Origin of the sequence: Neptuniibacter marinus, assembly GCF_965223595.1 — a bacterium.
Lineage (GTDB): Bacteria > Pseudomonadota > Gammaproteobacteria > Pseudomonadales > Balneatricaceae > Neptuniibacter > Neptuniibacter marinus.
The window spans coordinates 3,385,321-3,404,495 of sequence record NZ_OZ245004.1; the positions used below are offsets into that span (position 1 = coordinate 3,385,321).

Here is a 19,175-nt window from a genome sequence, read left to right on the forward strand (position 1 = left end):
GCGTCGTGTTAAACAGCACAGCTGTCATCATCACAGCGTTTATTCGCCGGTGAAAAAATATCCCAAAGCGATACGGCAACCATCAGGCCTAATGCTGAATAGGTGACATAGCTGCTCCAGCCGTACTGGAAAAACGGATAGAGCGATAACAGCAATAAAATGGGGCCGGCCACACCCAGCGCACTACGGTGCCATTGCCGGTGGCTGAACCAGCCAAGTCCGTTGAGTACCAAGGCAATCCAGGCAAACAGGGGTAATAGCGTGCTAACAAACAGACCTTCCCATTGGCTGAGAAAACCCAGTCCTACCGCAGCGCCCAGACTGGCAATGGCCGGGAAACACATGGCGCATCCCATAGCAGAAACCAGCGCGCCCAATGAGCTAATCTTATCGCCGAACCGGGTCAGTAACCGTATTAGCATTTCTATGCTTTACTCCTTGAGCGTTGACGGATAACCCGCGTTAGTGGTGGCTTCGGTCAGTGCTTTTACCGTGGTTTTTTCGTCGTCGAAGGTGACCACCGCCAGTTTGGTCTTAAAGGTCACTTCGGCTTTACTGACGCCATCGACTTTTTGTAAGGCTTTTTCCACGGTAAAGGGACAGGTCACACAGTTCATGGTTGGGACTTCCAAAGTAACTGTTTTCGGGGCAGCTAAAGCGTTCAGGCTGGTCAGTACGAACAGGGACATTAGGGCGAGTGTTTTCATAATTTTCTCCAAGAGCAAGCCATAAAGATTTAATCAAAATAAAAGGTTAGAAATCGTCATCAGGCGAACCAGACAATCCAATAATTACTGGTGACTAAAACCAACGCAGTCAGTGCCGTTAACCAAAAGATCACCTGCCGACGTTTTCGCACTTGAGGAACTGCACAGGCGGTGCCTGGCTCACAGTCCTCGACGGGGCGATAGACCTTCCAGCCTGCGAAGCCAAATAAGGCTAAAACCAGCAGGATAAAAATGGGACGATAAGGTTCTAACAAGGTTAAATTACCAATCCAGGAGCCACTCACGCCTAGCAGCAACAAGACGAAAGGACCAGCGCAGCAAAGACCAGCGCCAATAGCGGCAATAACACCGCCGATGATTGGAAAGTTGGGATTACTTTTTGACATAACTCACTCTACTTATCGTACTTTAGTAAAACAAGCTTAAACCCCGTACCCAACTACGGAGTCAAGATAAAATTTGACTCATTATTAATCTTCAGGAAGTAGGGAATCAATAATGGGACAGTGGGATTGGTTAGTATTAGAATTACACTCATTCAATAATTCTGTGAGAACGGTTTCTAAGCGGCGAAGACCTGCTATTTTGGCTTTCACACTTGCAAGCTTGTGTAAAGTCATTTCTTGCACTTCTATACAGGGAGTGTCATTAAGGCTGAGTAAATTGGAGATTTCTTCCAAAGTGAACCCAAGATCTTGGGAACGTTTAATGAATTTTATTCGGTTTAATGTTGCCAAAGGATAAAGTCGGTAGCCTAGATGCGGTTTTTCAGGTTTTTCTATAAGACCACGTCGTTCGTAATAACGAACAGTCTCAACATTGATACTAGCTTGTTCGGCTAATTTTCCAATTGTGTACATGTGTTATATTTCTCCGTATCTAAGTACGGAGAAATATATCCCTATCTACGTAATTAAGCCATAAAACTTCGTTAGCCTTGAGCTTCTACTCCTTGTTTTATTTATTTCCTGATGCCTGGTTATATGCCCTAATATCGATCAAGTTGTTCTGAGCATAATCTCCCGCAAGGGATGCATTTGAGATCACTGCAATCTGCTTATCCACAAATGCTTTATCTTCATCAGACACACTGTCAGAGATGTAAGCGCCACTCTCATCCTTTTGACGATACTCATTTAGCATTTGCTCCCTTAGACCAAGCATTTCAGGCGACCAACTCGATGAGTCTTCAGAGTTGAAAACGCGCCCCGCCAAACCTTCATTGAAAGCTTGAGCGAAAACTTGACTTTGAATCGGGGTCAATCCCATTCTCTGCCCTTCGCTGTATGCTTCCTGTTTAAAATCATCGGCGTACTGTTCTAAGAACTCACCATATCGATTGTTAACTGCCGCACCGAATGCCCCAGCCAACATGGCTTCAGACTTCGTGCCCCAGTTTACTTCGGAGGCATACTGCGAACTCGATCCACTGTATGCATCATTAAACGCCGTCAATGGGTTTTCCAAAGAGGTTCCTGCGTCAACGGCTGCTTTTAAGCCATCCCAGGTTGATTTACTGGCCACCGTTGCGTTGTGCAAGAAACCTCGTGAGCTAGGGTCTTCAAGTGCTTGCTCCTTGTAACTCTCATAGTCTTCGCCAAAGTGATTCAAGGTATGCAGTGCTGCATCAGTATGCTTGCCACTGAAGTCACCAATAGCACTGGCGCTGTTGAAGAACATTTCAGCACCAGAAACTCCGCTATCATCAGCCATAATGCGAGATCGCCACTGAGAGCCAGCTTCTCTGTTTAGTCCAGATTGATAGGTACTTGTGTCAGAAACTACGGCCTGTTGGGCTTGTTGTTGATGCGCATTTAGTTGTCCATCAACACCAGACAAATTAGTTTGGTAAGTCGATTGAGCTGCGTTGAACTGAGTTTGAACAGTTGCAGCACCCTCGTAGCCGCCCAATACATCCGATTCGACTTGGCTTTGAGTGCTACCAAAAGTAGGTGCAGCTGATGACAAGCCTTCATTAGAGCGCGGTTGAATTGATCGTAAATCGGCTCCGGTAGCCATGGCCATAACAGTCATTGCTGCTTGATAATCATTGTCTCGTTCAGCGGGCGTCGATGAGTTGCTATAGGTTAAAGACTCCATAGCTGCGGCCACATACGCCTGATTATCATCAGGTAGCAAGCGCTGATACATTGGAAGGTTTTCACGTAATCGGTTACCTGCTTCCACATGCTGGTTCATATAGCGACCTAAATAATCCATGACTTCAGGATTATCCGCTGCTAATCGAGTTAACGTCGCACCATCCGTGTTCCTTTGTCCTGATAGACTATAGCTGGCCTGATCAAGCTCACTAAAGCGGTTTGATGCCGTGATAACGTCTTGTGCTGAACTCTGAAGTGACTGATAGTCTTGGTTAGACAACGACATTTCAACGCCAGAACGTCTTGAATCTGAAAGGTCCTTAACCATTGCATCGCGATACTCAGCACGTCGTGAATCACTCGATGCCAAGCTTTGCATCTCCCCAGTGAGCGTATTTGCGGTCGTGGATCGAGAACTGCCTTCTGACGACTCAACTTGGCCACTAAAGTTTCCACCTAAATCCAAGCCTGCTCGTAACCGTGATATTTTGGGCACTCTTGAGGATTCAGGCTTATCGACTCCAGGCAAGTTACCTTGTGGGGAGTCATTCCCCCCTGTACCAAGTAATCTTCCCAAGAACCCTTTATCTGCTACTTCTTTATCACCGGTATTTGTAATAGTTCCATCTCCACCGACCCTTAGGCCTCCCGATAACACGCCAGATACCAAGCCACGTACAGCGTCTTTTTTATCGTCTCCGAAACCATACCGTGTTTGCAGGTCATCAGTGACCTGATTAACAACGGCGCTAGATGCGGAATTAGAAGAACCAATCTGACGTCCAACCGAAGAAAGGTTGTCGTAACTTATCTTTTCACCAAAAGTTCGGCTCATGGTATTGCCAACTTGACGGCTAAAGGCTTGAGTTGCTTGAGTCATGGATTCTTTTGCAGAGCCGACCATTGAACCCACTGCGCTTCCTACAGAGAAACTGCTTAGTAGGTTTGACGCTCCGGTCATAGCAGAACCCGTAAGGGCTGAATTCTGGAACATTGACTGTGATTGCATTACCGGGGCATTTTTCGCGACATCTGGACTTGCCATCTTTTCATCAATGGCATCACCGTTTTGAAGACGTCCAGCCAAGTGGGTTGCAGTTATTGCTGAGCCATACACGAGCATGAGCGAAATTGCCGGAACACTCGACGCCAACATGCCGCCAGTAGCTATCCAGGTTTGCAGCACTGAATCCATCTGCATCATCCCCGCAAAAGATGGTACTTCTGTACCTGCAAAGGCATCAAGAGCCGACATTTTCCCTGCAACGGTTAAATGAATATACAGGTTAATGATGGCCATGACAGGCATCCAAAGTTGAATCCAAAGCAGGATTAACAAATACTTCCCGGCCATTCGCATCCCGATTTGGCCAAGGGCAATCACAAAGGCCATCAATGGGGTGATGGCGTAAATGAAACCCTCAAAAAACGTCATCATCGGACGAACGATACTTTGGAACAGGGTCTGCTCCGCCGCCCATTGCGTATTGCGCTGCTCAATCGCTTGGTTAACCATCACGGCAGCGGTGAAAGCTTGATCATCCATATACTTGCCCGTCACGCTTTGCTCATAAATAGGCAAAAGCACCGACGAGGTCATGTACTCTTGGGTGTTAACCGAGGCCAAACCAAGATTATTCAGTGCATTTCGGATCACGTCATCAGTATCCGTTGCTGACGAAGTCCCCAATGAGGCTGACAAAACCTGTTTAAGCCTTGGAATGAAGGTTGATTCTGTCATGAGTTTCAGTTGGCTATAGGCATCGGTGCAGTCCAGATCGCTACTGCTACCACTGAGCATGATGCGTGTGCCATATATGCGCGAATCAAACCTAATCGCAGTCATCGGGTTAGGATCACTCAGCACCTGATCTAGGTTCTTTTGGCCGATGTCGATGCCAATCAAGGTGCATTCTTTGATGTAGTTAAACCACGATTGCTCGATATCTGAGCCACCGACACGATTTGCATCACCCAACCCAGAGCGATCCATCACCTGTTTTCTCACTTTAATCAGTGACTGTAAACTGGATGCAAAGCCGTATTCCGTCATGGCGGGGGTTGAGAACGCCGTTTCAAACAATCGCGTGATTTGAAATCCAACAGTCGAAATTGTACTGCCTGCGGCAGCAACACCGATGGGCACATTATCAACCACTCGAACTTGTCCCGTGTACGCATCCTCAATGCTCACACGGGTACTGGGTCCAAACATGGTTGCAAAGACTAGCCATGAGACTAAAACGTGCTGAAAGTTAATCCCTCGACCACCTTGCATTAAGGCCTGAACAGAGACCATCAATACCCCAATGAGCAAGCCAATGCGAACCATTGAAGTAAAGTCGCCTGTACCAGTAATCATCGCGACAGCGTTCAAGACCTGCTCTAAAAATGCCGAATCCCCGATGGAATAGATCTCCCACATGACCTATTCCCCCAGTGCCGTAGATTTAACGGTGTAATAACGCTGCTTGCGAATGGTCTGAATCACCTGGTTAAAATGCGCCAGCAATTCTTGCTCTGAACCGTATCTTCGCTGTAACGCGGCGTATTCCTCATTGATTTGGCGACGTGCACGTTCAAGGTCTTCCGTTAACAACTTCGCATAGGCATGATCTTCCACACCAGAGGTGCTTCTAGCTGCATTGAGCATGTCTTCAACCAATGCTCGGGCCATCTCAACAGCAATAAATGGTGCCGCTCTTGAAGCAAACGACCTAGCGGCCCCTTCATTTAATGCAGAAAGTGTTCGAATCATCCCCCCAATGCTCGCGGGAGCCGAGGTCATAAAAGCCTTTTCGGTGGTGCTAGCAGCCCCTGTATTTCGAGCAAACTTAAAAATAATGCCGTTACTAGAACCTGTACCAAGAAGTAAATTTTCTACCTGAGTTGATAACCCGGTAAGAGTCACGTTAGTAATTGTCGGATTCAGACAGCCGTCTTGTGTCACTGTGTCACATCGGTACATAGCGACGTTACCGCCATGAATTAGATGCTCAATAGTCACTTTATTGCCATTCAATCTGGTCAGTTTTGGGGCTTTACCTTGACCATCAGCCGCATTAGCCAAATCACCAACGATGATCGACCCCGTCACCGACATAACCGCTTCAAGAAAACGGTCATCCCCCGATGCAAACCAGCTTGATGCCGAATGACGTTTCAGTGCTCGCCAGACCAAGTTACCTTTAATCGTTTTATTCACATCAGATGCCGCGACACTTGAAGCATTCTCATAAGGGTTCTTACCGTTGGACTCACTCCAACTGGTAAAAATGTCTCCAGCCCCTTTAAGTGAGCTCAACATGCTGGCTTCTGTTTGCCCCTTCTTACCAAAAGCGGCCAGTGTATCGTTCACGACTCCCTGAGCCATTTGACAGGAATTGCCAAAATACTCGTTCAACTGCTGGATTTTCTTTTGCAGAGTCTCCATGTGCTGGGAACATTTCTCACACATAGCACTTAGCGCCAATTGGAATGCGTACCCCTTGGCATTTGCCGCTACAGAGCGAAGTAATTGAACGAACTGATCAGCATTAACAAATGACAAACTTCCAGCGAACATATCAATGCCGCCACAACCTGCTTGGAATGATGGAGGCACCATAGAGACGAGGTTCTCGTTCATGATTCTGTTACGGACAACAACACTTCCGCCAGATATAACGCCACGCCGCTGACTCTCGAATACACCAGGCGCAGTGGTGTTGGTCATTGAACCAAATAACTGGTTCATCTCCTGTTGCAAGCTTGCTTGGCTTATAGAAGAAAAACCAATCGCACAGGCGATTAGCGATACTTGGAATACTTTTTTCATCGTTATAACCCTCCTTGTGCACGCAGATAGCGAACAAGGAACTCAGGGTCCTGTAATATCTTCTCGTTAAGCTCTTGGGCTGACATCGCGAGTGACACGCCGGGCTGAACAGGTCTGGTTGCATAGTAAGTTTGATCGTCAATCCAACCGGCTTGATGGGCTGCTAGAATGATTCGATTATTGAGCTCATCAAGGCTCATTGCACCTTGGCCAATTGGAGTAATAACATTAGGCGGGTCTACTAAGAACACAGCTGGAACAGTCGTAACCGACAGGGATTGAGCTTGTCCTGAATCGACTTTGTAGTTTGGAAATTCTCCACCAGGTAAAGGCAAGCCATCGACAGCAATAGCAAACACCTTGAAACCGTAGTTCAAGGCCATGGACTCAATAATTGGCGCTTGAGCATGGCAGTAAGGGCAATCCGAACGATAGAAGAAGAACAAGCCAGCCCGTTTTGCTATCTCACCTAAAGCAACATCCCGTTGAGCACCAGCTTCTCGATCCATCCGATTGGCAGCATAGGTCGCCAAGGGTCTGCGACTGATTTCATCCAAAACAGGATCGCCCATGACCACCTGCTGGCTAACATCAGCAAATAGTGAGCCCTTATCCATCATAACGCGCTGAAGATACAGATAGGCTCTGACGTTCTCATTCGTAGGCTCATCAATTGCCTTGTCCATAAACGATTGCATATGCTCTCGGAACCATGCGGCACTGAAGGGCTTTAGCTCACTCTGACTGGACTCCACGACACCAGCTTCCGGCTCTATCAGCTCATCAGGCTGCTCAGGTTCAGGAATGACCTGATACCAAAACCAGCCTTCCTGACCACGCTGATAGAATTGCCCATCACTGGCATGGGCGGGCAAGATGAATAGCAAGAAAATAATGATTGGGATGGTCACCCATAGGATGAACCAAGGGAACAAGGGGGTTCTCATTGTCAGCTCCAGAAAATTTCACATAGCTAACATGCTAAAGATCCCCGTTAGAGCGATTGGCCAGATAGATGAAGGAATTGTGAGTGTTTCTGACTATGTATCGCAGGACAAACCACTTATTTCTGGACCACGGTTGTGAATATTCTAGCAGGCAATTGTTAAGTTGGTTAATTAATGCTGTTGCAGAAGTTTGCTCAGAATAAAGTCGATTTGCTGATCCCAGGTGGTAATTCCTGAAGTGTTTCTCTCAGGCTGGGAGCACTGCCTCATATTTCTCATGACGGAACTCCCAGACCTCGAGCTCCTTTCCGTCGGCAGTTTTCAGTCGTTCGCCGGTGTCGACGAGCCATTTAGTGTGTTCCGAAGTCCAAGGCATTCGTGAATCATCTCGCTTCGAAATTTCCGCTGATGCTGTGCCAGATAGCGACTTGACAAAATCCGTTGAAAATATAAACGGCCCAGGTCAGTTCTGCCCATACTCCATATTCAACAACTGTGTTAGCGAGTAGTTTCGCCAATCTACTGAAATTCCTTTCCGTTTGAGGCGATTCGCCGCACCGATCCTAGATTCCGCGTCAAGCATATCCGTTAAAGAGCTTGTTCTCCAATCCACCTTATAGCCGAGCCGGGCAAGGCGGTTCGCCGTGCCGATCCTGGATTCTGCGTCAAGCATGTCCGTCAGAGAGCTTGTTCGCCAATCCACCTTATAACCGAGCCGGGCGAGGCGGTTCGCCGTACCGATCCTAGATTCTGCATCGAGCATGTCCGTTAAAGAGTTGGTTCGCCAATCCACATCATAACCAAGCCTGCGAAGACGCTGTGAAGCATCGTACTTAGACTGTTCCTTGTAGGAGAGGTTTTTTGGTTTAGCTGTAGCAGTAGCCGGAGGGGTGCTGGAACGCGGCTGCAAACTTGTCTGGCTCTGCGGCTCAGACTGATAGGCTGGCTGTTTATAAGCGGCCTTTGCTCTCCGTAGTGTGCTCAGCAAATCTTCATCAATCCAACCATCCTGGGTGATACCTGCATCACGCTGAAAGGCCTTTACCGCGTCGGCTGTCCGGCGGCCATAGTCACCATCCACTGGACCGGGGGCATAGCCGAGATCGGTCAGAAGCTGTTGTGCCTCTCTGGTGTATTGGGCATTGGGCTTCTTGGGAGCGGTGCTGCTCGATACGCCTGGCGAAACCGATGGATAGGAGGGTTGATAGGAACGTCCCAGCTGTTTGGCCTCGCGAATGGCTTCCGAGACAATCTGGGTTCTGTAGGCTTCCACATCACGTTCAGCTCGAGACTGGGAACCCTCGCGATAACGGTAGCTCCCGCAGCGACTGTTGTAATCATTGACGATTTGGTTGAACTCATCGATGCCCGTATTGTTATCAATGATGTCGCGCATCGCTTCAATACGAATGCCTTCGCGGATACACCAGCGAATTTCCGGTACGGACAATACGTTATTGGAGCCGACCGAAGGCTTTGTATATTGCAGCCCGGCACTTTGGGTGTTGCTTTGCGTTTGAGTAACCGGAGCCGGTGTGCTCTTCGAGGAACCGTAGCTCTGTGACGACGATGGCTGAGTATATGAAGGCTTTTTGTTGCTCTGCTCTACATTATTAATCAGCCAGATCACAAAGATGACGCCGATAATTCCAAGAATCCATTTGCCCCCCGAACCGCCGCCGCTTTTACCGGAGTTCAAGGTTTCGACGGGTGGAGGAGAGCTTGTGGTTTTACGCTCGGGTTCGAAAGACGTTGTTTCCCGCTGGGGCTGGGGTGGTTGCTTAGGCGTTGAGGGCTTAGCCTCCGCTTTTGGCTCCGGCTTTATGGGCTCATCGATACCACTAACCTCGGATGCCAAGTCTGAAAGCCCGGAGAAGCCCTTTTTGTCCTTGTTGTTATCACCAGCCATGGGCATCGACCCCTTCCGTTTCGCACATAAATTTCATGCCGAGCTCCCTCATATGAACGTCAGCCCCCAAGCGCCCAGACCGCCAATCCCAATGCACAAAAGTATCACCGGAGCGCATCCAGAGTTTTTCTTTTTGGCGGGCAGTCCCGTTTCCGGATGTCCATGCGCCTGCGCCAGGTCGCCGATCATCTTTGGCTGGCCGCTTACTCCCAACTGTCGACCCAAGATCTCGAAAAACCTCTGCTTGACTGCCTGAGAGCTTGTGCCGCCTTCATATTCTCCGAGGTTCAATCGTGTCTCGCCGGTGAAGAGTCCGATCATCAGCGGCCCCATTTTGCTGCCACCCTCGGCTTGAAGGAGTTCGCCAGCTTCGCTGCCGAGCATTTTGGCCAGCATGCCCATATCGGCCTGTTCTAGGGCAACGGTCATAATCGGACGGTGCGATGGCCCGTGAGGATTCCTGTCGATGCGGTAGAAAACCGACATGGCGTAGTGGTAGGTCATACCTCCGTACTCGGCCTTCTTCCCCTGCATTTCCATGGTGAGGTCAAGAACGGTCTTCGGCTTTTTCTGGAATGTCAGGAAGAAATCCCCCCAGACCCAGGTCTCGCCGCTGTCAACGCTCGACCATGGAGCCGGAAGAGTTGGCCACTTGGTCAACTCCAACAAGGCGAACACCGTTTTTTGAGGTGTCGATGGCTGTGGGCTGGCTTGACGGGGTTGAGCCTGAGGAATAGCCCTGGTGTCCGAGGTCAGATCGGAGAGCCCAGAAAATCCGCGTTTATTGTCTTTGTTATCCATACATGCCTCTCAAAATCGGCCATTAAAGACTGTTCATTGACTACGAATTCCACCTCAATGAGAAATGCTTATCCAACAAATGGAAAATCACATCTGTGTCGATTATGGTGCTGAATTGTGGAATTTTGGTTAGGGATACTTCTCTCTTTATTTTATCGAGAATCCCAAAATCCTTTTTCCTCATCTCAACGTAGCCATACCCACGCAAAAACGAAGTTGATGTCAGGTCGAAATCTCGCCCACGGAATATTATTTTCTTACGCGGATAGAAATGACACTTGTCATACTCAAAATAGCCGTTCCTCTTTATTTGAGACTCATAAAAATCAACCCGGTGATCAAACGTAACGTGAGACAAATATGAATAGAACTCGACGACCGTCTTGATTTGTGCTGATTTGTCCTTATTGAAGAAAAATCCTTGTTCATCTACGGAGATTTTAACCTCTTGCCCTCCAGACATCGTAAGGTAAATATTGGCCTGCTCAGTCTTTCCCGTTTCGATAAAGTTGGTCTTATGAGTTGTAACGGCTCGATAGAATCCAATATGACGAATATCTTTCGTGTTATATGTTCTGCCCTTAAATGAAAATGAGTTGCCGTTTAGGTTAAATGCTCGGAATTGAGAAATTAGCTTGCTTCGGCTTGTGGCTATTTCTTGAAGAGCCTTAGCATCATCGGCAATGCGATCAGAAATATCACCAGCATCATCAAATACTCCAAAAAGCGCCTTTGTGAGCTGTTGAGCAAAATCCAGCTTGTCATGCTTGTTGAATATATGAATCGCTAAGTCTCGAACAATCCATGCAGCGTGTTGACTCGCATCATGCTCGGGATCGATTTCCCAATTCATGACGAGCTGGCAAAGCTGATTAACTTTTGGTGATAAATATGTATCCGGTCGCCCACCATCAACGTCGGCTTTAATCTGGGTAGTAAGCTCCTCGACTTTTGAAACTTCTGAATGAAGAACCCGTTGCTCCGCTATCTCACCAAGAGCAAATGCATCCTCAGCGGTGCGTTCTGCAACCTCGCCAACCTCCGCGAACACTTCCTGCAGCATATTCGTGAGTTGCTGCGAGAAATCGAGCTTCTCGTGCTCGTTGAACATATGAATCGCCAGGCCGCGAACCAGACCGGCAACGCGGTGGCTGGCGTCGTGATCGAGCCCTCGGCTCTTCGTGCTAACCTGAATCGGCTGAGCAACGGTATCCCAGTTCTTCACAACCTGGATTAGCTGGTTCACCATGGGGGCCAAGGTGGAATCGGAACGTTCCGCATCGACGGCGGCTCGAAGTTTTTCGACGAGGGCTTTTATGTTCCCTTCTTCCTTATCAAGGAATCCCTGTGCTTCGACCTCATACGAATCGACGAGGTCGGCTATTAGAATAGGGCCGTGTTCCTCGCCATCATCAGTTGCGGATTCGACGGCAATGGTAACTGCTTCCACGAGTTCTTTTGGGGAAAGGTTGTCGAGGGCCGACTTGATGACCTTGCGATAGTGTCTCCGCCGTTCCTGAATTTCAGCTTCAACGGCTGAGAGGTCCGACACCTCCGGAAAGCCGGAAACAACCCGTTCCTCGTTGATGATCACGCTCAGCTCATCGGCGTCGAGGTCCTCAAATGCCCATGAGATTTCGAGAATCCATTCCGCCACGTCATCGGCATTTTGGTCAGACAAACGAGCGAGTCCTGCTGCAAGCAGATTCGCCCGAGCAATTGACGACAGGTTATCGACGGCGAGCAAATCCGCTGGCGAAGACTCGAGAAGCGACAGCACTTCTCCCACACGCTTTGGCCCTATGCCTGGCAGCCAGGCGACTTCAGCGGAGAGCCTTTTACGAGGGTTCGTCAACTCCGAACGCGCCTCCATACACTCGCTTGAGTCGAGCAAAAGGCTGCGTTCATCAGCCAGTTCCATGATCCGCCGACGGTTATCGCGGGGGCTGGCATTTAGAATGTGAAAAGGATTTTGTAATAGGTCCATGCTCCCCTCCGGTTACTTGTCATCCCAGACGAATCCGATGCGTCTGCTTTTTTTCTCTTGGTCTTTAGGAAGGCTGTTCAACGCGGCCTCAATGCTCTGTTGATCGAGTTCTGTCTTCCCGGCCTTGGCAGCAAGCCGTGCGGCCTCGCGTATGACAAAAGCCGAATCGGAGAGCGCCTTACCCGTGAGAGCATCGAGGATCTTGTCCACGTTAATGCCTTCAGCCTTCGGTAGTTTGCTCAAAAGTGAGTTCACCAGCGATGCCACTTCTTCCCGCGACGGCATGCCCACCTCGATGATGTGGTCGAAACGTCCGCGACGCAGAATGGCCGGATCGATCATCTCGATCAGATTTGTCATAGCGATTATCAGTACCTTGTTTTTGATGGCCTCCGGAATCCGCCGAAGGAATTCCGCTACCTCCTCGACGTGATGCAATCCGGACGAGCTGCCGGAGCGCCTATCCGATAGGAAAGATTCCATCTCGTCGATCACGACGACGGATGGAGCCCCATCAATTGCCTTGTCAAAAACCTCGGAGATCTTCTTGCTGGTTTCGTGAATGTAGGGGCTGCCGACGCTGTTGGAATCAATCGAGTAGCTGGGCCAATCGATAAACTCGACAAGCCGCTCCACGGCAAAAGTCTTGCCACAACCCGGCGGCCCGTGGAGGACGATGGCGGAAGGGAAATCGATACCCAAAGCCTGATATTTCTCGGCATTGAAGATGATGTCGATGACGTGCTCGTTGAAAAACTCCTCAAGCTGAGGCCGTCCTGGAAGTTTGAAAACCTTGGCCTCGGCTGGTTCTTCAGGCATTTGCGGCTGGTCAGGTTCGACTACAGCCTCCTTGGCAATGGCGGCCTTCGCGTCGTTCTTGGCCTGAGAGGCGGGCTTGCGCTTGGCCAGCAGGCCCGCATCCGCAGGTACGCTAAACCCGGCAGCCCTTACAATTTCAGCCAGATCGCCAACGGGCATCCAGCCGGTCAGGCTGGTCAAACGCCGGAAAGATTCCGTCGAGATGACGACCCCACCGGTGATCCATGTTCCCAAGACAACTTCATCATCGACGTGAGGTGTCAGCGTCCAGGCCGGGAGCAGTCTGGAATACTGCTCGACATAAACGGCATCATGGAAAGAGGCATCCTCCGACAGTTTTCGAGACTCTTTGAGGGCGAAGGCAAAGGCCAGTGCATCGACCTTGCTTTCCGGGGATTTCCCATTCTCAACCGCCGTCAGGGTGTACTTCTTATGGCTGCTCAGGCTCCGGAATGTTTCACTCCCAAAAGCGACATCCCCGAACAAGGATTCATAGAGGAAGCCGAATTCATCCCACTTTTGCGTAAGTTCCGGACGCGTAAGCAGGATATTGTTCGAGCCATTGGTATCGAAAATCTGCCACTCGTCGCCTGCATAGAGGAGCGACCGGATTTTCGATCCGTCCGGCAACTCAAAGCCTTTAGGCAGCCATAAGTCCTTCGCCATAAATCATCCCCTGATAATGTTGGCTACATCGAACATCTCGTTGTCGGGGCCGCCGCCGATCTGAATCATCGAAAGCTGGGCGACAACGGCGCGAAGCTTTTCAATGTCATCGGAGCGCATGAGTTGCGTGCCGATCTGGGCGAGTTCCTCGAAACGGTGCTTGTCGGCAAACAGGTGGGGCGAGTTGACCATCGATTTGAACCGCTCGACCACGAACCAATCCTGCCGCCATAGGATCTCGAAGTTTTTACCTTTCAGCTCATCAAGGTGGTGCTCAAAGTCTTTGTCATTTCGGTCGATTGAGCGCTGTGCAGTCTTTGCCAGATTGTCAAAAGCCGACGCCTCTGATGGACGGGCATGTTGGCGGATATACTCATCAAAGAAGGAAACGACACCATCGAGGTCAATCTGCCGGATTTCCTTCAGATGCTCTTTTCGGACCTGGGCAAGAAGTTTCCTTGCCTCGAGAACCTTCTCCATGGCCTCTTGGGACTTCTCGGTCTCAGCTTCCTCTGGATCGAGCGAGACAGCAGATTCAAGCTTCTGACGCGCTTGTTCCAGCTTCGGGTTGTCCACCACCTCGTTGATTTCGTCGATGCGATTCAGCGTTCTTTCGCCTTCCTCGACAACCATGACGGCCGCGGCGGTGTAGTCGAGCTGACCCTCTTGGCGTGAATAAAAGTTCTTACCGGAGTGGAAGGTGCCGCCGATGCAGGGTACGGAGACCTCAATGTTGATGTTGCCGGAGTCCAGGATCTCATATTCGCATTCCAGATCGGCACCGGCGGGAATCACGCCGTCATCGAAGTCGGAGCCGGAAATCTTCAACACCCCGATGGGGCGGTTGTCGGTAATGGGGTCTTCGATTTCGCCTTCCCAGAGTTTCAGGTTGAGCGATCCCGAGGCACCGGATTTGAGCGACTCAGCGGCCTTGAATACCTTTTTACCCTTCTTGGGCAGCGAGTCACCCGAGCGAACCAGATAGTCGAGAACGGGACGACCGCCAAGTTTCTCCAATACTTCAATGCCAACCGAGTGAGAGGCTGGAATTGCATCCACTGAGGCAGCGGTTCGGGTAATGACGATATTGTCCTGTTGCAGAGCAATGGGTCCTCCTACAGAATCGAAAACAAATACCTTGAAGGTGTTGTCACCAGCTTTTGTCAGGGTGACGTCGATGGTTGCGCCATGCTTGAGAGGCAGGCGGCCTGAGGTCCAACCAGTGTCGACGCAGTCGACCTGAAACTCTGAACCAGATGCTGCTTGCACAGCGAGCTGCACTGCTATCTTCCCTTTAACATTCGGAGTACGAGCAATGTAATTGAAAGATAGTTCCAGTCCTCCACCGGAGGAGATTTGACCTCGGGTGCTTTTTCGCGATCGGTTCTGGGAACCCCAGTCTATAGATTCAGCGAAAAGACTAGCTCCTTCGGCCACAGCTGTCATTGGATTCACATCGGTATTTCCAGGTATTCCAAGCTCATAAGCAACCTTATCTCTCAAAGGCTTGTAATTGGTTGGACCACCCACAAACACAATTCTCTCAAGGTCATGAGGAGAGAGCCCAGCTTTATTTAAAGCCTCGCGAGCTGAGTTGACCGATTCAGCTACGCGCTCTGCAATTAAATTATCGTAAGTTTCACGTTTTAATTGGATATCGAGATAGATTTCATCTCCGCTCAGATCTCTAACTCGTGTTTCAGTTTCTGAGAGACTAATAACAACTTCCTCGCGCGCTGAAAGTTCAATTTTTGCGCGCTCGGTAGCCCAGGTAGCCAGTCTGATGAGAGATTTATAACTAGGATTCACAGAAAAGTCTTCTGGGAGGTCAAACTTTTCAAGTAACCAAGGACGAACCACATTATCGACTAATACTCGATCGAAGTCCCGACCACCGCACATAGCTATGCCACCATGAGCAAGAAGATTTACCCTTCCTCCAATACTTTCTGCAATGGCAATATCGAGCGTGCCGCCACCCAAATCATAAATTAGAAACATTCCATCTGTATTTCGAGCACGCATGACACTCATTACTGCAGCTACGGGTTCCTGCATAAGTGCAACTTTCCCGATCCCGGCCATACTAGCAGCCTGCATTGTTGCGTCTTTCTGCATCTGGTTAAATGCTGCCGGAACAGTTATTACAGTCCCCGTATCAGGATCATTTCTAATCTCTTCTGGCAAGTACCCGAACAACACTTTTAGTACTTCAGCTGAACATTCCTCGGGAGTCTTGGTAAGATTTACTGCAGATAACTGAATTGGCGTACTTGTTCCCATCACACGCTTGAATAACATCGCTGAGTTGTCTGGGCTATGCGGTGCAGAATCGTAAGCTCGCTTACCAACATATTTATTGCCACGACGATCAATATAAATAGCTGATGGCGTAACATCATTCTGTTCAGGACTCTTCCAGATGCGGGTTTCGGAACCGTCATAGGAGCAGATCGCGCTGTTTGTTGTACCCAGATCAATACCAACGAAATTTTTCATAGTTCCACCTTCCTCAAAGTGACCGTTCCTGTCTTAACCAAACCTTCTTTCCCCATAATGATCGGCTCGAGCATCTGATCGACCATCAAGGCATCCTTCGTATCGAACTCTTCGATATTCAGCGGAGTGGCGGCCATGCCGGGATCGAAGGGATGCCCTTCGACGTTGACGATGCGCAGATCCGCTTGCTCAAGGGCTTCTTCGACCTTTTTGATAAACCAGCGGAACTGGCTCTTGTACCGGTTCTGTTCCCCAGCATCGAGTTTCATCAGCAGACGGTCAAACACCCGGCCAAAGCGCCAGGACTCAACCGCCATGCTGATCACTGAATCCCTCATGGCCTCGGGGGTCGTTGTGGTTTGCTCAGAGTCCGCCATTAAAGTCTCCTATGAATTGTTGTTCTTATTTCCGTTTCTGAAAATCAAATGGGCTTGCTTGATTTCTCAAATTTTTGCGGTATCCAATCCCGCCGCCTTCAAGCGCTGAGTCAGATTCCGCATCTTGCTAAATTCCGTACCGAAACTACCTCGCAGGCCAACTCCCTCACAAAACTCTTTGGCTGTGATGTTCTTCAACTCATCAGCATATTTGATCATTTGCAGATGTAGCTCAGCAGTGTATTGATTGCGAGGGGCATCACTAAGTGCACTCTTTATTTGCGCAAAAATTTCGTATTGGTTCACTCTGGAACTCCAGCATTTGACGGACACACTATATAAATTAGCTAAATTATATAACAACTGGGTCAATTGCAATAAATTCCTTACTTTTCAGCTTGATAAAAATCAAAAAACGAACCAACATCTTCGGCAATCTAGACTCCTCAGTTTGAGTTTTGACAGATTAGTCAAAAGGGGCCGAAGCCCCTTCGATCAGATATGAACTTTAGGAAAGCCCATGGCTCCGTAAACATTCAGCACATCATTCCAATCCCAACTTTTCACGCCAAGTGACGTTGGTATCGGAGGGATCAGAACTTGTGTCAGAATGCCTTTCTGCCAGGCTTTTTTCTTGAGTTCATTCGCTGCATTCAGGCCGGTATCAGAGAGATCGTGATCTGCCCAGATGTACAGCATTTTCACATTACTTGGTGGTTCAAACCTAGCCAGTAGCGTTGCATTCACAACCGACCAACATGTTTGCCCCGTTGCTCTGGTTACCGCTAGGGCTGTTTCTATACCTTCAGAAACACCTAGTACTTCACCAGGCTCACCTATAGGAATGGCACCACCAGTGATTGTTCTGTCACTTGGTATCGGCATCATCTTTTTAGGCTTTTCAACCGGCGCTTTGAATCCATCTTCACTTAGGTAGATCCGATGAAACGTGGCCGAACGCCCTTGCTGCGTAACGATTTTACCTAGCAGCGCTGGGTAGCTATCGATAAACAGACCATCTTCATCATGGTAAGGCAAGTTTGGATGAAACCTCAGCACCGAATCCCATTCAGGACGAAGCCGGGTAACAATGCCACGACGATGCAAGTAGTTCCAAACTGGTTGCGCACGAGTATCTGCAAGAGATAACGTTTCTCCCCAGGTTTGATTCAAGCGATGGATAATCGCTTTGTCCTCTTCCTGCTTTTTAGTCTTCCAGTCAACAGCGTTACTCGGTATTGCCCGAGTTGGTACTTGTCCGGCTTGAATACCTAGAACTTGACCGATTGCTTCAACAGACTGAGCAAAGTTCCATCCATTAATCCAAGACAACAGTTCAAAGCCATCATGAAAGATACCGCAGGTATTACAAACGCCACCACCGGTATATTCAGCATCTTTGAATAGCCTAAAGCCATCACGACCGCCATGAACAGGACAAGCCACATGACGGCCTTTTCGAGCAATAGCGGCATCAAGTTCTGGCACCAATGCCGCCAAGACTTGAAGCCATTGGCCATTAAGATATGGCCTTACTGTTTCAATTTGTAAAGGTAACGCCATATAACCTCCTTAAGTAAAATGCCGACTCCTACCACAGATGGTAAAAGTCAGCTTAGGTCCTGCATTGAGCCGTTCGGTTAATGCAGGAACGTTAGTCAAGCTGGATACTATGTCGTCTTAATAGCCACATGATGGAATCACGAAGCATATCAGGATCTACAACCGCAGCCATTGCGCAAACACGAAAGCAAAATGGCGTTAATTCGTCATTTTGAATCCACGACAACACATCCTTTCGCAATCGAGTACTGACACGACCGTCTAGCAATACTCGGATCGCATCCAATAGAATGCCTTCGCGTAACTGCCAGATTTCCGTGTCAGACCAAGTGACTGGGGCATCATCAAACTCAAATAGAAATTCGAGCTGTGCTGATGTGTGTTGATTGGACTGCTTTTGTGATGAAGGAGAATGGGCAATGCGCCCATTCATTAAAGATAACCGCGTTCGGCAAGCGAAACGCAGCCCTCGGATGCGACCACAACATGGTCAAGCGTTCGAATATCAACAAGTGACAAGGCGTCACGGAGTCGATGAGTAATGCGTTTATCAGCTTCACTGGGTTCAGGATCACCCGATGGATGGTTATGAACCAATATCACTGCTGCCGCATTAAGTTCTAGCGCTCGTTTTGTTACCTCCCTTGGATACACGCTCGCCGCATCTAAAGTACCTTTGAACAGCTCTTCAAATCGAATAACGCGATGCTTTGTATCAAGAAACAGCACGCCAAAGACTTCGTGCTCATACTCGTGCATCAGTGTTTGCAGGTATGAGAACGCCGACGATGGCTGTTCAATTTTGCGATCTTTACTCAATCGACCACGAGCAAGCTTGAGCGCCATATCTAAGATATCCGCTTCGGTCACCTGCTCTGGAACGATGTAAGTACCGGCTTCTTCGCCAGCTAAGAACTTTCTGTTTTTCATAGGAGTCTCCAAAAAAAAGCGGAGACGAAC

Annotated in this window: 17 protein-coding genes; all 17 read right to left on the reverse strand. The window is 49.0% G+C overall.

The features are described 5' to 3' along the window. Nucleotides 1-8: 8 nt before the first annotated feature. Nucleotides 9-416 carry an organomercurial transporter MerC gene (gene merC / locus ACOQOE_RS16000; RefSeq protein ID WP_196575170.1) on the reverse strand — a complete coding sequence of 136 codons (408 nt, stop codon included), beginning with the start codon at nt 414-416 and terminating at the stop codon, nt 9-11. 15 nt (nt 417-431) lie between these two features. Continuing rightward, a complete protein-coding gene (gene merP / locus ACOQOE_RS16005) occupies nt 432-707 on the reverse strand; it encodes a mercury resistance system periplasmic binding protein MerP (RefSeq protein WP_028867975.1) in 276 nt (91 codons plus the stop codon). 59 nt (nt 708-766) lie between these two features. Beyond that, on the reverse strand, nt 767-1,114 hold the full coding sequence (locus ACOQOE_RS16010) for a mercuric transporter MerT family protein (RefSeq protein WP_028867974.1): 348 nt from the start codon (nt 1,112-1,114) through the stop codon (nt 767-769). 84 nt (nt 1,115-1,198) lie between these two features. After that, nucleotides 1,199-1,588, reverse strand: a complete 390-nt coding sequence (gene merR, locus ACOQOE_RS16015) for an Hg(II)-responsive transcriptional regulator (RefSeq protein ID WP_028867973.1) — start codon at nt 1,586-1,588, stop codon at nt 1,199-1,201. 97 nt (nt 1,589-1,685) lie between these two features. Continuing rightward, the gene (locus ACOQOE_RS16020) at nt 1,686-5,255 is read right to left on the reverse strand and encodes a conjugal transfer protein TraG N-terminal domain-containing protein (RefSeq protein WP_420554455.1); all 3,570 of its coding nucleotides are present in this window, start codon (nt 5,253-5,255) and stop codon (nt 1,686-1,688) included. A gap of 3 nt (nt 5,256-5,258) precedes the next feature. After that, nucleotides 5,259-6,647: a conjugal transfer protein TraH gene (locus ACOQOE_RS16025; RefSeq protein ID WP_064663595.1), complete on the reverse strand. Its 1,389-nt coding sequence runs from the start codon at nt 6,645-6,647 to the stop codon at nt 5,259-5,261. Nucleotides 6,648-6,649: 2 nt separating this feature from the next. Then, nucleotides 6,650-7,594 (reverse strand): thioredoxin family protein, encoded by a 945-nt coding sequence (locus tag ACOQOE_RS16030; RefSeq protein WP_064663594.1) that lies wholly within the window; start codon nt 7,592-7,594, stop codon nt 6,650-6,652. Between the two features lie 463 nt (nt 7,595-8,057). Then, complete coding sequence (locus tag ACOQOE_RS16035; protein WP_420554456.1) at nt 8,058-9,503, reverse strand: peptidoglycan-binding domain-containing protein; 1,446 nt, start codon at nt 9,501-9,503, stop codon at nt 8,058-8,060. A gap of 48 nt (nt 9,504-9,551) precedes the next feature. After that, nucleotides 9,552-10,304, reverse strand: a complete 753-nt coding sequence (locus tag ACOQOE_RS16040) for a hypothetical protein (protein ID WP_420554457.1) — start codon at nt 10,302-10,304, stop codon at nt 9,552-9,554. Nucleotides 10,305-10,344: 40 nt separating this feature from the next. Continuing rightward, the gene (locus ACOQOE_RS16045) at nt 10,345-12,291 is read right to left on the reverse strand and encodes a hypothetical protein (RefSeq protein ID WP_420554458.1); all 1,947 of its coding nucleotides are present in this window, start codon (nt 12,289-12,291) and stop codon (nt 10,345-10,347) included. 12 nt (nt 12,292-12,303) lie between these two features. Then, nucleotides 12,304-13,776 (reverse strand): ATP-binding protein, encoded by a 1,473-nt coding sequence (locus ACOQOE_RS16050; RefSeq protein ID WP_420554459.1) that lies wholly within the window; start codon nt 13,774-13,776, stop codon nt 12,304-12,306. Between the two features lie 3 nt (nt 13,777-13,779). After that, nucleotides 13,780-16,275 (reverse strand): Hsp70 family protein, encoded by a 2,496-nt coding sequence (locus ACOQOE_RS16055; RefSeq protein WP_420554460.1) that lies wholly within the window; start codon nt 16,273-16,275, stop codon nt 13,780-13,782. Continuing rightward, entirely contained in the window at nt 16,272-16,652 is a 381-nt protein-coding gene (locus tag ACOQOE_RS16060; protein ID WP_109247970.1) for a hypothetical protein, read from the reverse strand. Before ACOQOE_RS16060 ends, ACOQOE_RS16055 begins: the two co-directional genes overlap by 4 nt. A 66-nt stretch (nt 16,653-16,718) precedes the next feature. Beyond that, nucleotides 16,719-16,958 (reverse strand): HTH-like domain-containing protein, encoded by a 240-nt coding sequence (locus ACOQOE_RS16065; RefSeq protein ID WP_420554461.1) that lies wholly within the window; start codon nt 16,956-16,958, stop codon nt 16,719-16,721. A 189-nt stretch (nt 16,959-17,147) separates the two neighbouring features. Further along, nucleotides 17,148-18,215, reverse strand: a complete 1,068-nt coding sequence (locus tag ACOQOE_RS16070; protein ID WP_420554462.1) for a DUF7146 domain-containing protein — start codon at nt 18,213-18,215, stop codon at nt 17,148-17,150. Between the two features lie 91 nt (nt 18,216-18,306). After that, nucleotides 18,307-18,648: a plasmid-related protein gene (locus ACOQOE_RS16075; protein WP_420554463.1), complete on the reverse strand. Its 342-nt coding sequence runs from the start codon at nt 18,646-18,648 to the stop codon at nt 18,307-18,309. Continuing rightward, a complete protein-coding gene (gene radC / locus ACOQOE_RS16080; protein WP_420554464.1) occupies nt 18,648-19,145 on the reverse strand; it encodes a RadC family protein in 498 nt (165 codons plus the stop codon). The genes ACOQOE_RS16075 and radC overlap by 1 nt, the downstream gene beginning before the upstream one ends. Nucleotides 19,146-19,175: the final 30 nt, after the last annotated feature.

Coding starts and splice junctions, on each gene's coding strand:
- ACOQOE_RS16040 (WP_420554457.1), bottom strand. CDS start 10,304: ATGGATAACAAAGACAATAAACGCGGATTTTCTGGGCTCTCCGATCTG.
- radC (WP_420554464.1), bottom strand. CDS start 19,145: ATGAAAAACAGAAAGTTCTTAGCTGGCGAAGAAGCCGGTACTTACATC.
- ACOQOE_RS16030 (WP_064663594.1), bottom strand. CDS start 7,594: ATGAGAACCCCCTTGTTCCCTTGGTTCATCCTATGGGTGACCATCCCA.
- ACOQOE_RS16025 (WP_064663595.1), bottom strand. CDS start 6,647: ATGAAAAAAGTATTCCAAGTATCGCTAATCGCCTGTGCGATTGGTTTT.
- ACOQOE_RS16060 (WP_109247970.1), bottom strand. CDS start 16,652: ATGGCGGACTCTGAGCAAACCACAACGACCCCCGAGGCCATGAGGGAT.
- ACOQOE_RS16035 (WP_420554456.1), bottom strand. CDS start 9,503: ATGGCTGGTGATAACAACAAGGACAAAAAGGGCTTCTCCGGGCTTTCA.
- ACOQOE_RS16075 (WP_420554463.1), bottom strand. CDS start 18,648: ATGAATGGGCGCATTGCCCATTCTCCTTCATCACAAAAGCAGTCCAAT.
- ACOQOE_RS16070 (WP_420554462.1), bottom strand. CDS start 18,215: ATGGCGTTACCTTTACAAATTGAAACAGTAAGGCCATATCTTAATGGC.
- ACOQOE_RS16020 (WP_420554455.1), bottom strand. CDS start 5,255: ATGTGGGAGATCTATTCCATCGGGGATTCGGCATTTTTAGAGCAGGTC.
- ACOQOE_RS16055 (WP_420554460.1), bottom strand. CDS start 16,275: ATGAAAAATTTCGTTGGTATTGATCTGGGTACAACAAACAGCGCGATC.
- merR (WP_028867973.1), bottom strand. CDS start 1,588: ATGTACACAATTGGAAAATTAGCCGAACAAGCTAGTATCAATGTTGAG.
- ACOQOE_RS16045 (WP_420554458.1), bottom strand. CDS start 12,291: ATGGACCTATTACAAAATCCTTTTCACATTCTAAATGCCAGCCCCCGC.
- ACOQOE_RS16050 (WP_420554459.1), bottom strand. CDS start 13,776: ATGGCGAAGGACTTATGGCTGCCTAAAGGCTTTGAGTTGCCGGACGGA.
- merP (WP_028867975.1), bottom strand. CDS start 707: ATGAAAACACTCGCCCTAATGTCCCTGTTCGTACTGACCAGCCTGAAC.
- ACOQOE_RS16010 (WP_028867974.1), bottom strand. CDS start 1,114: ATGTCAAAAAGTAATCCCAACTTTCCAATCATCGGCGGTGTTATTGCC.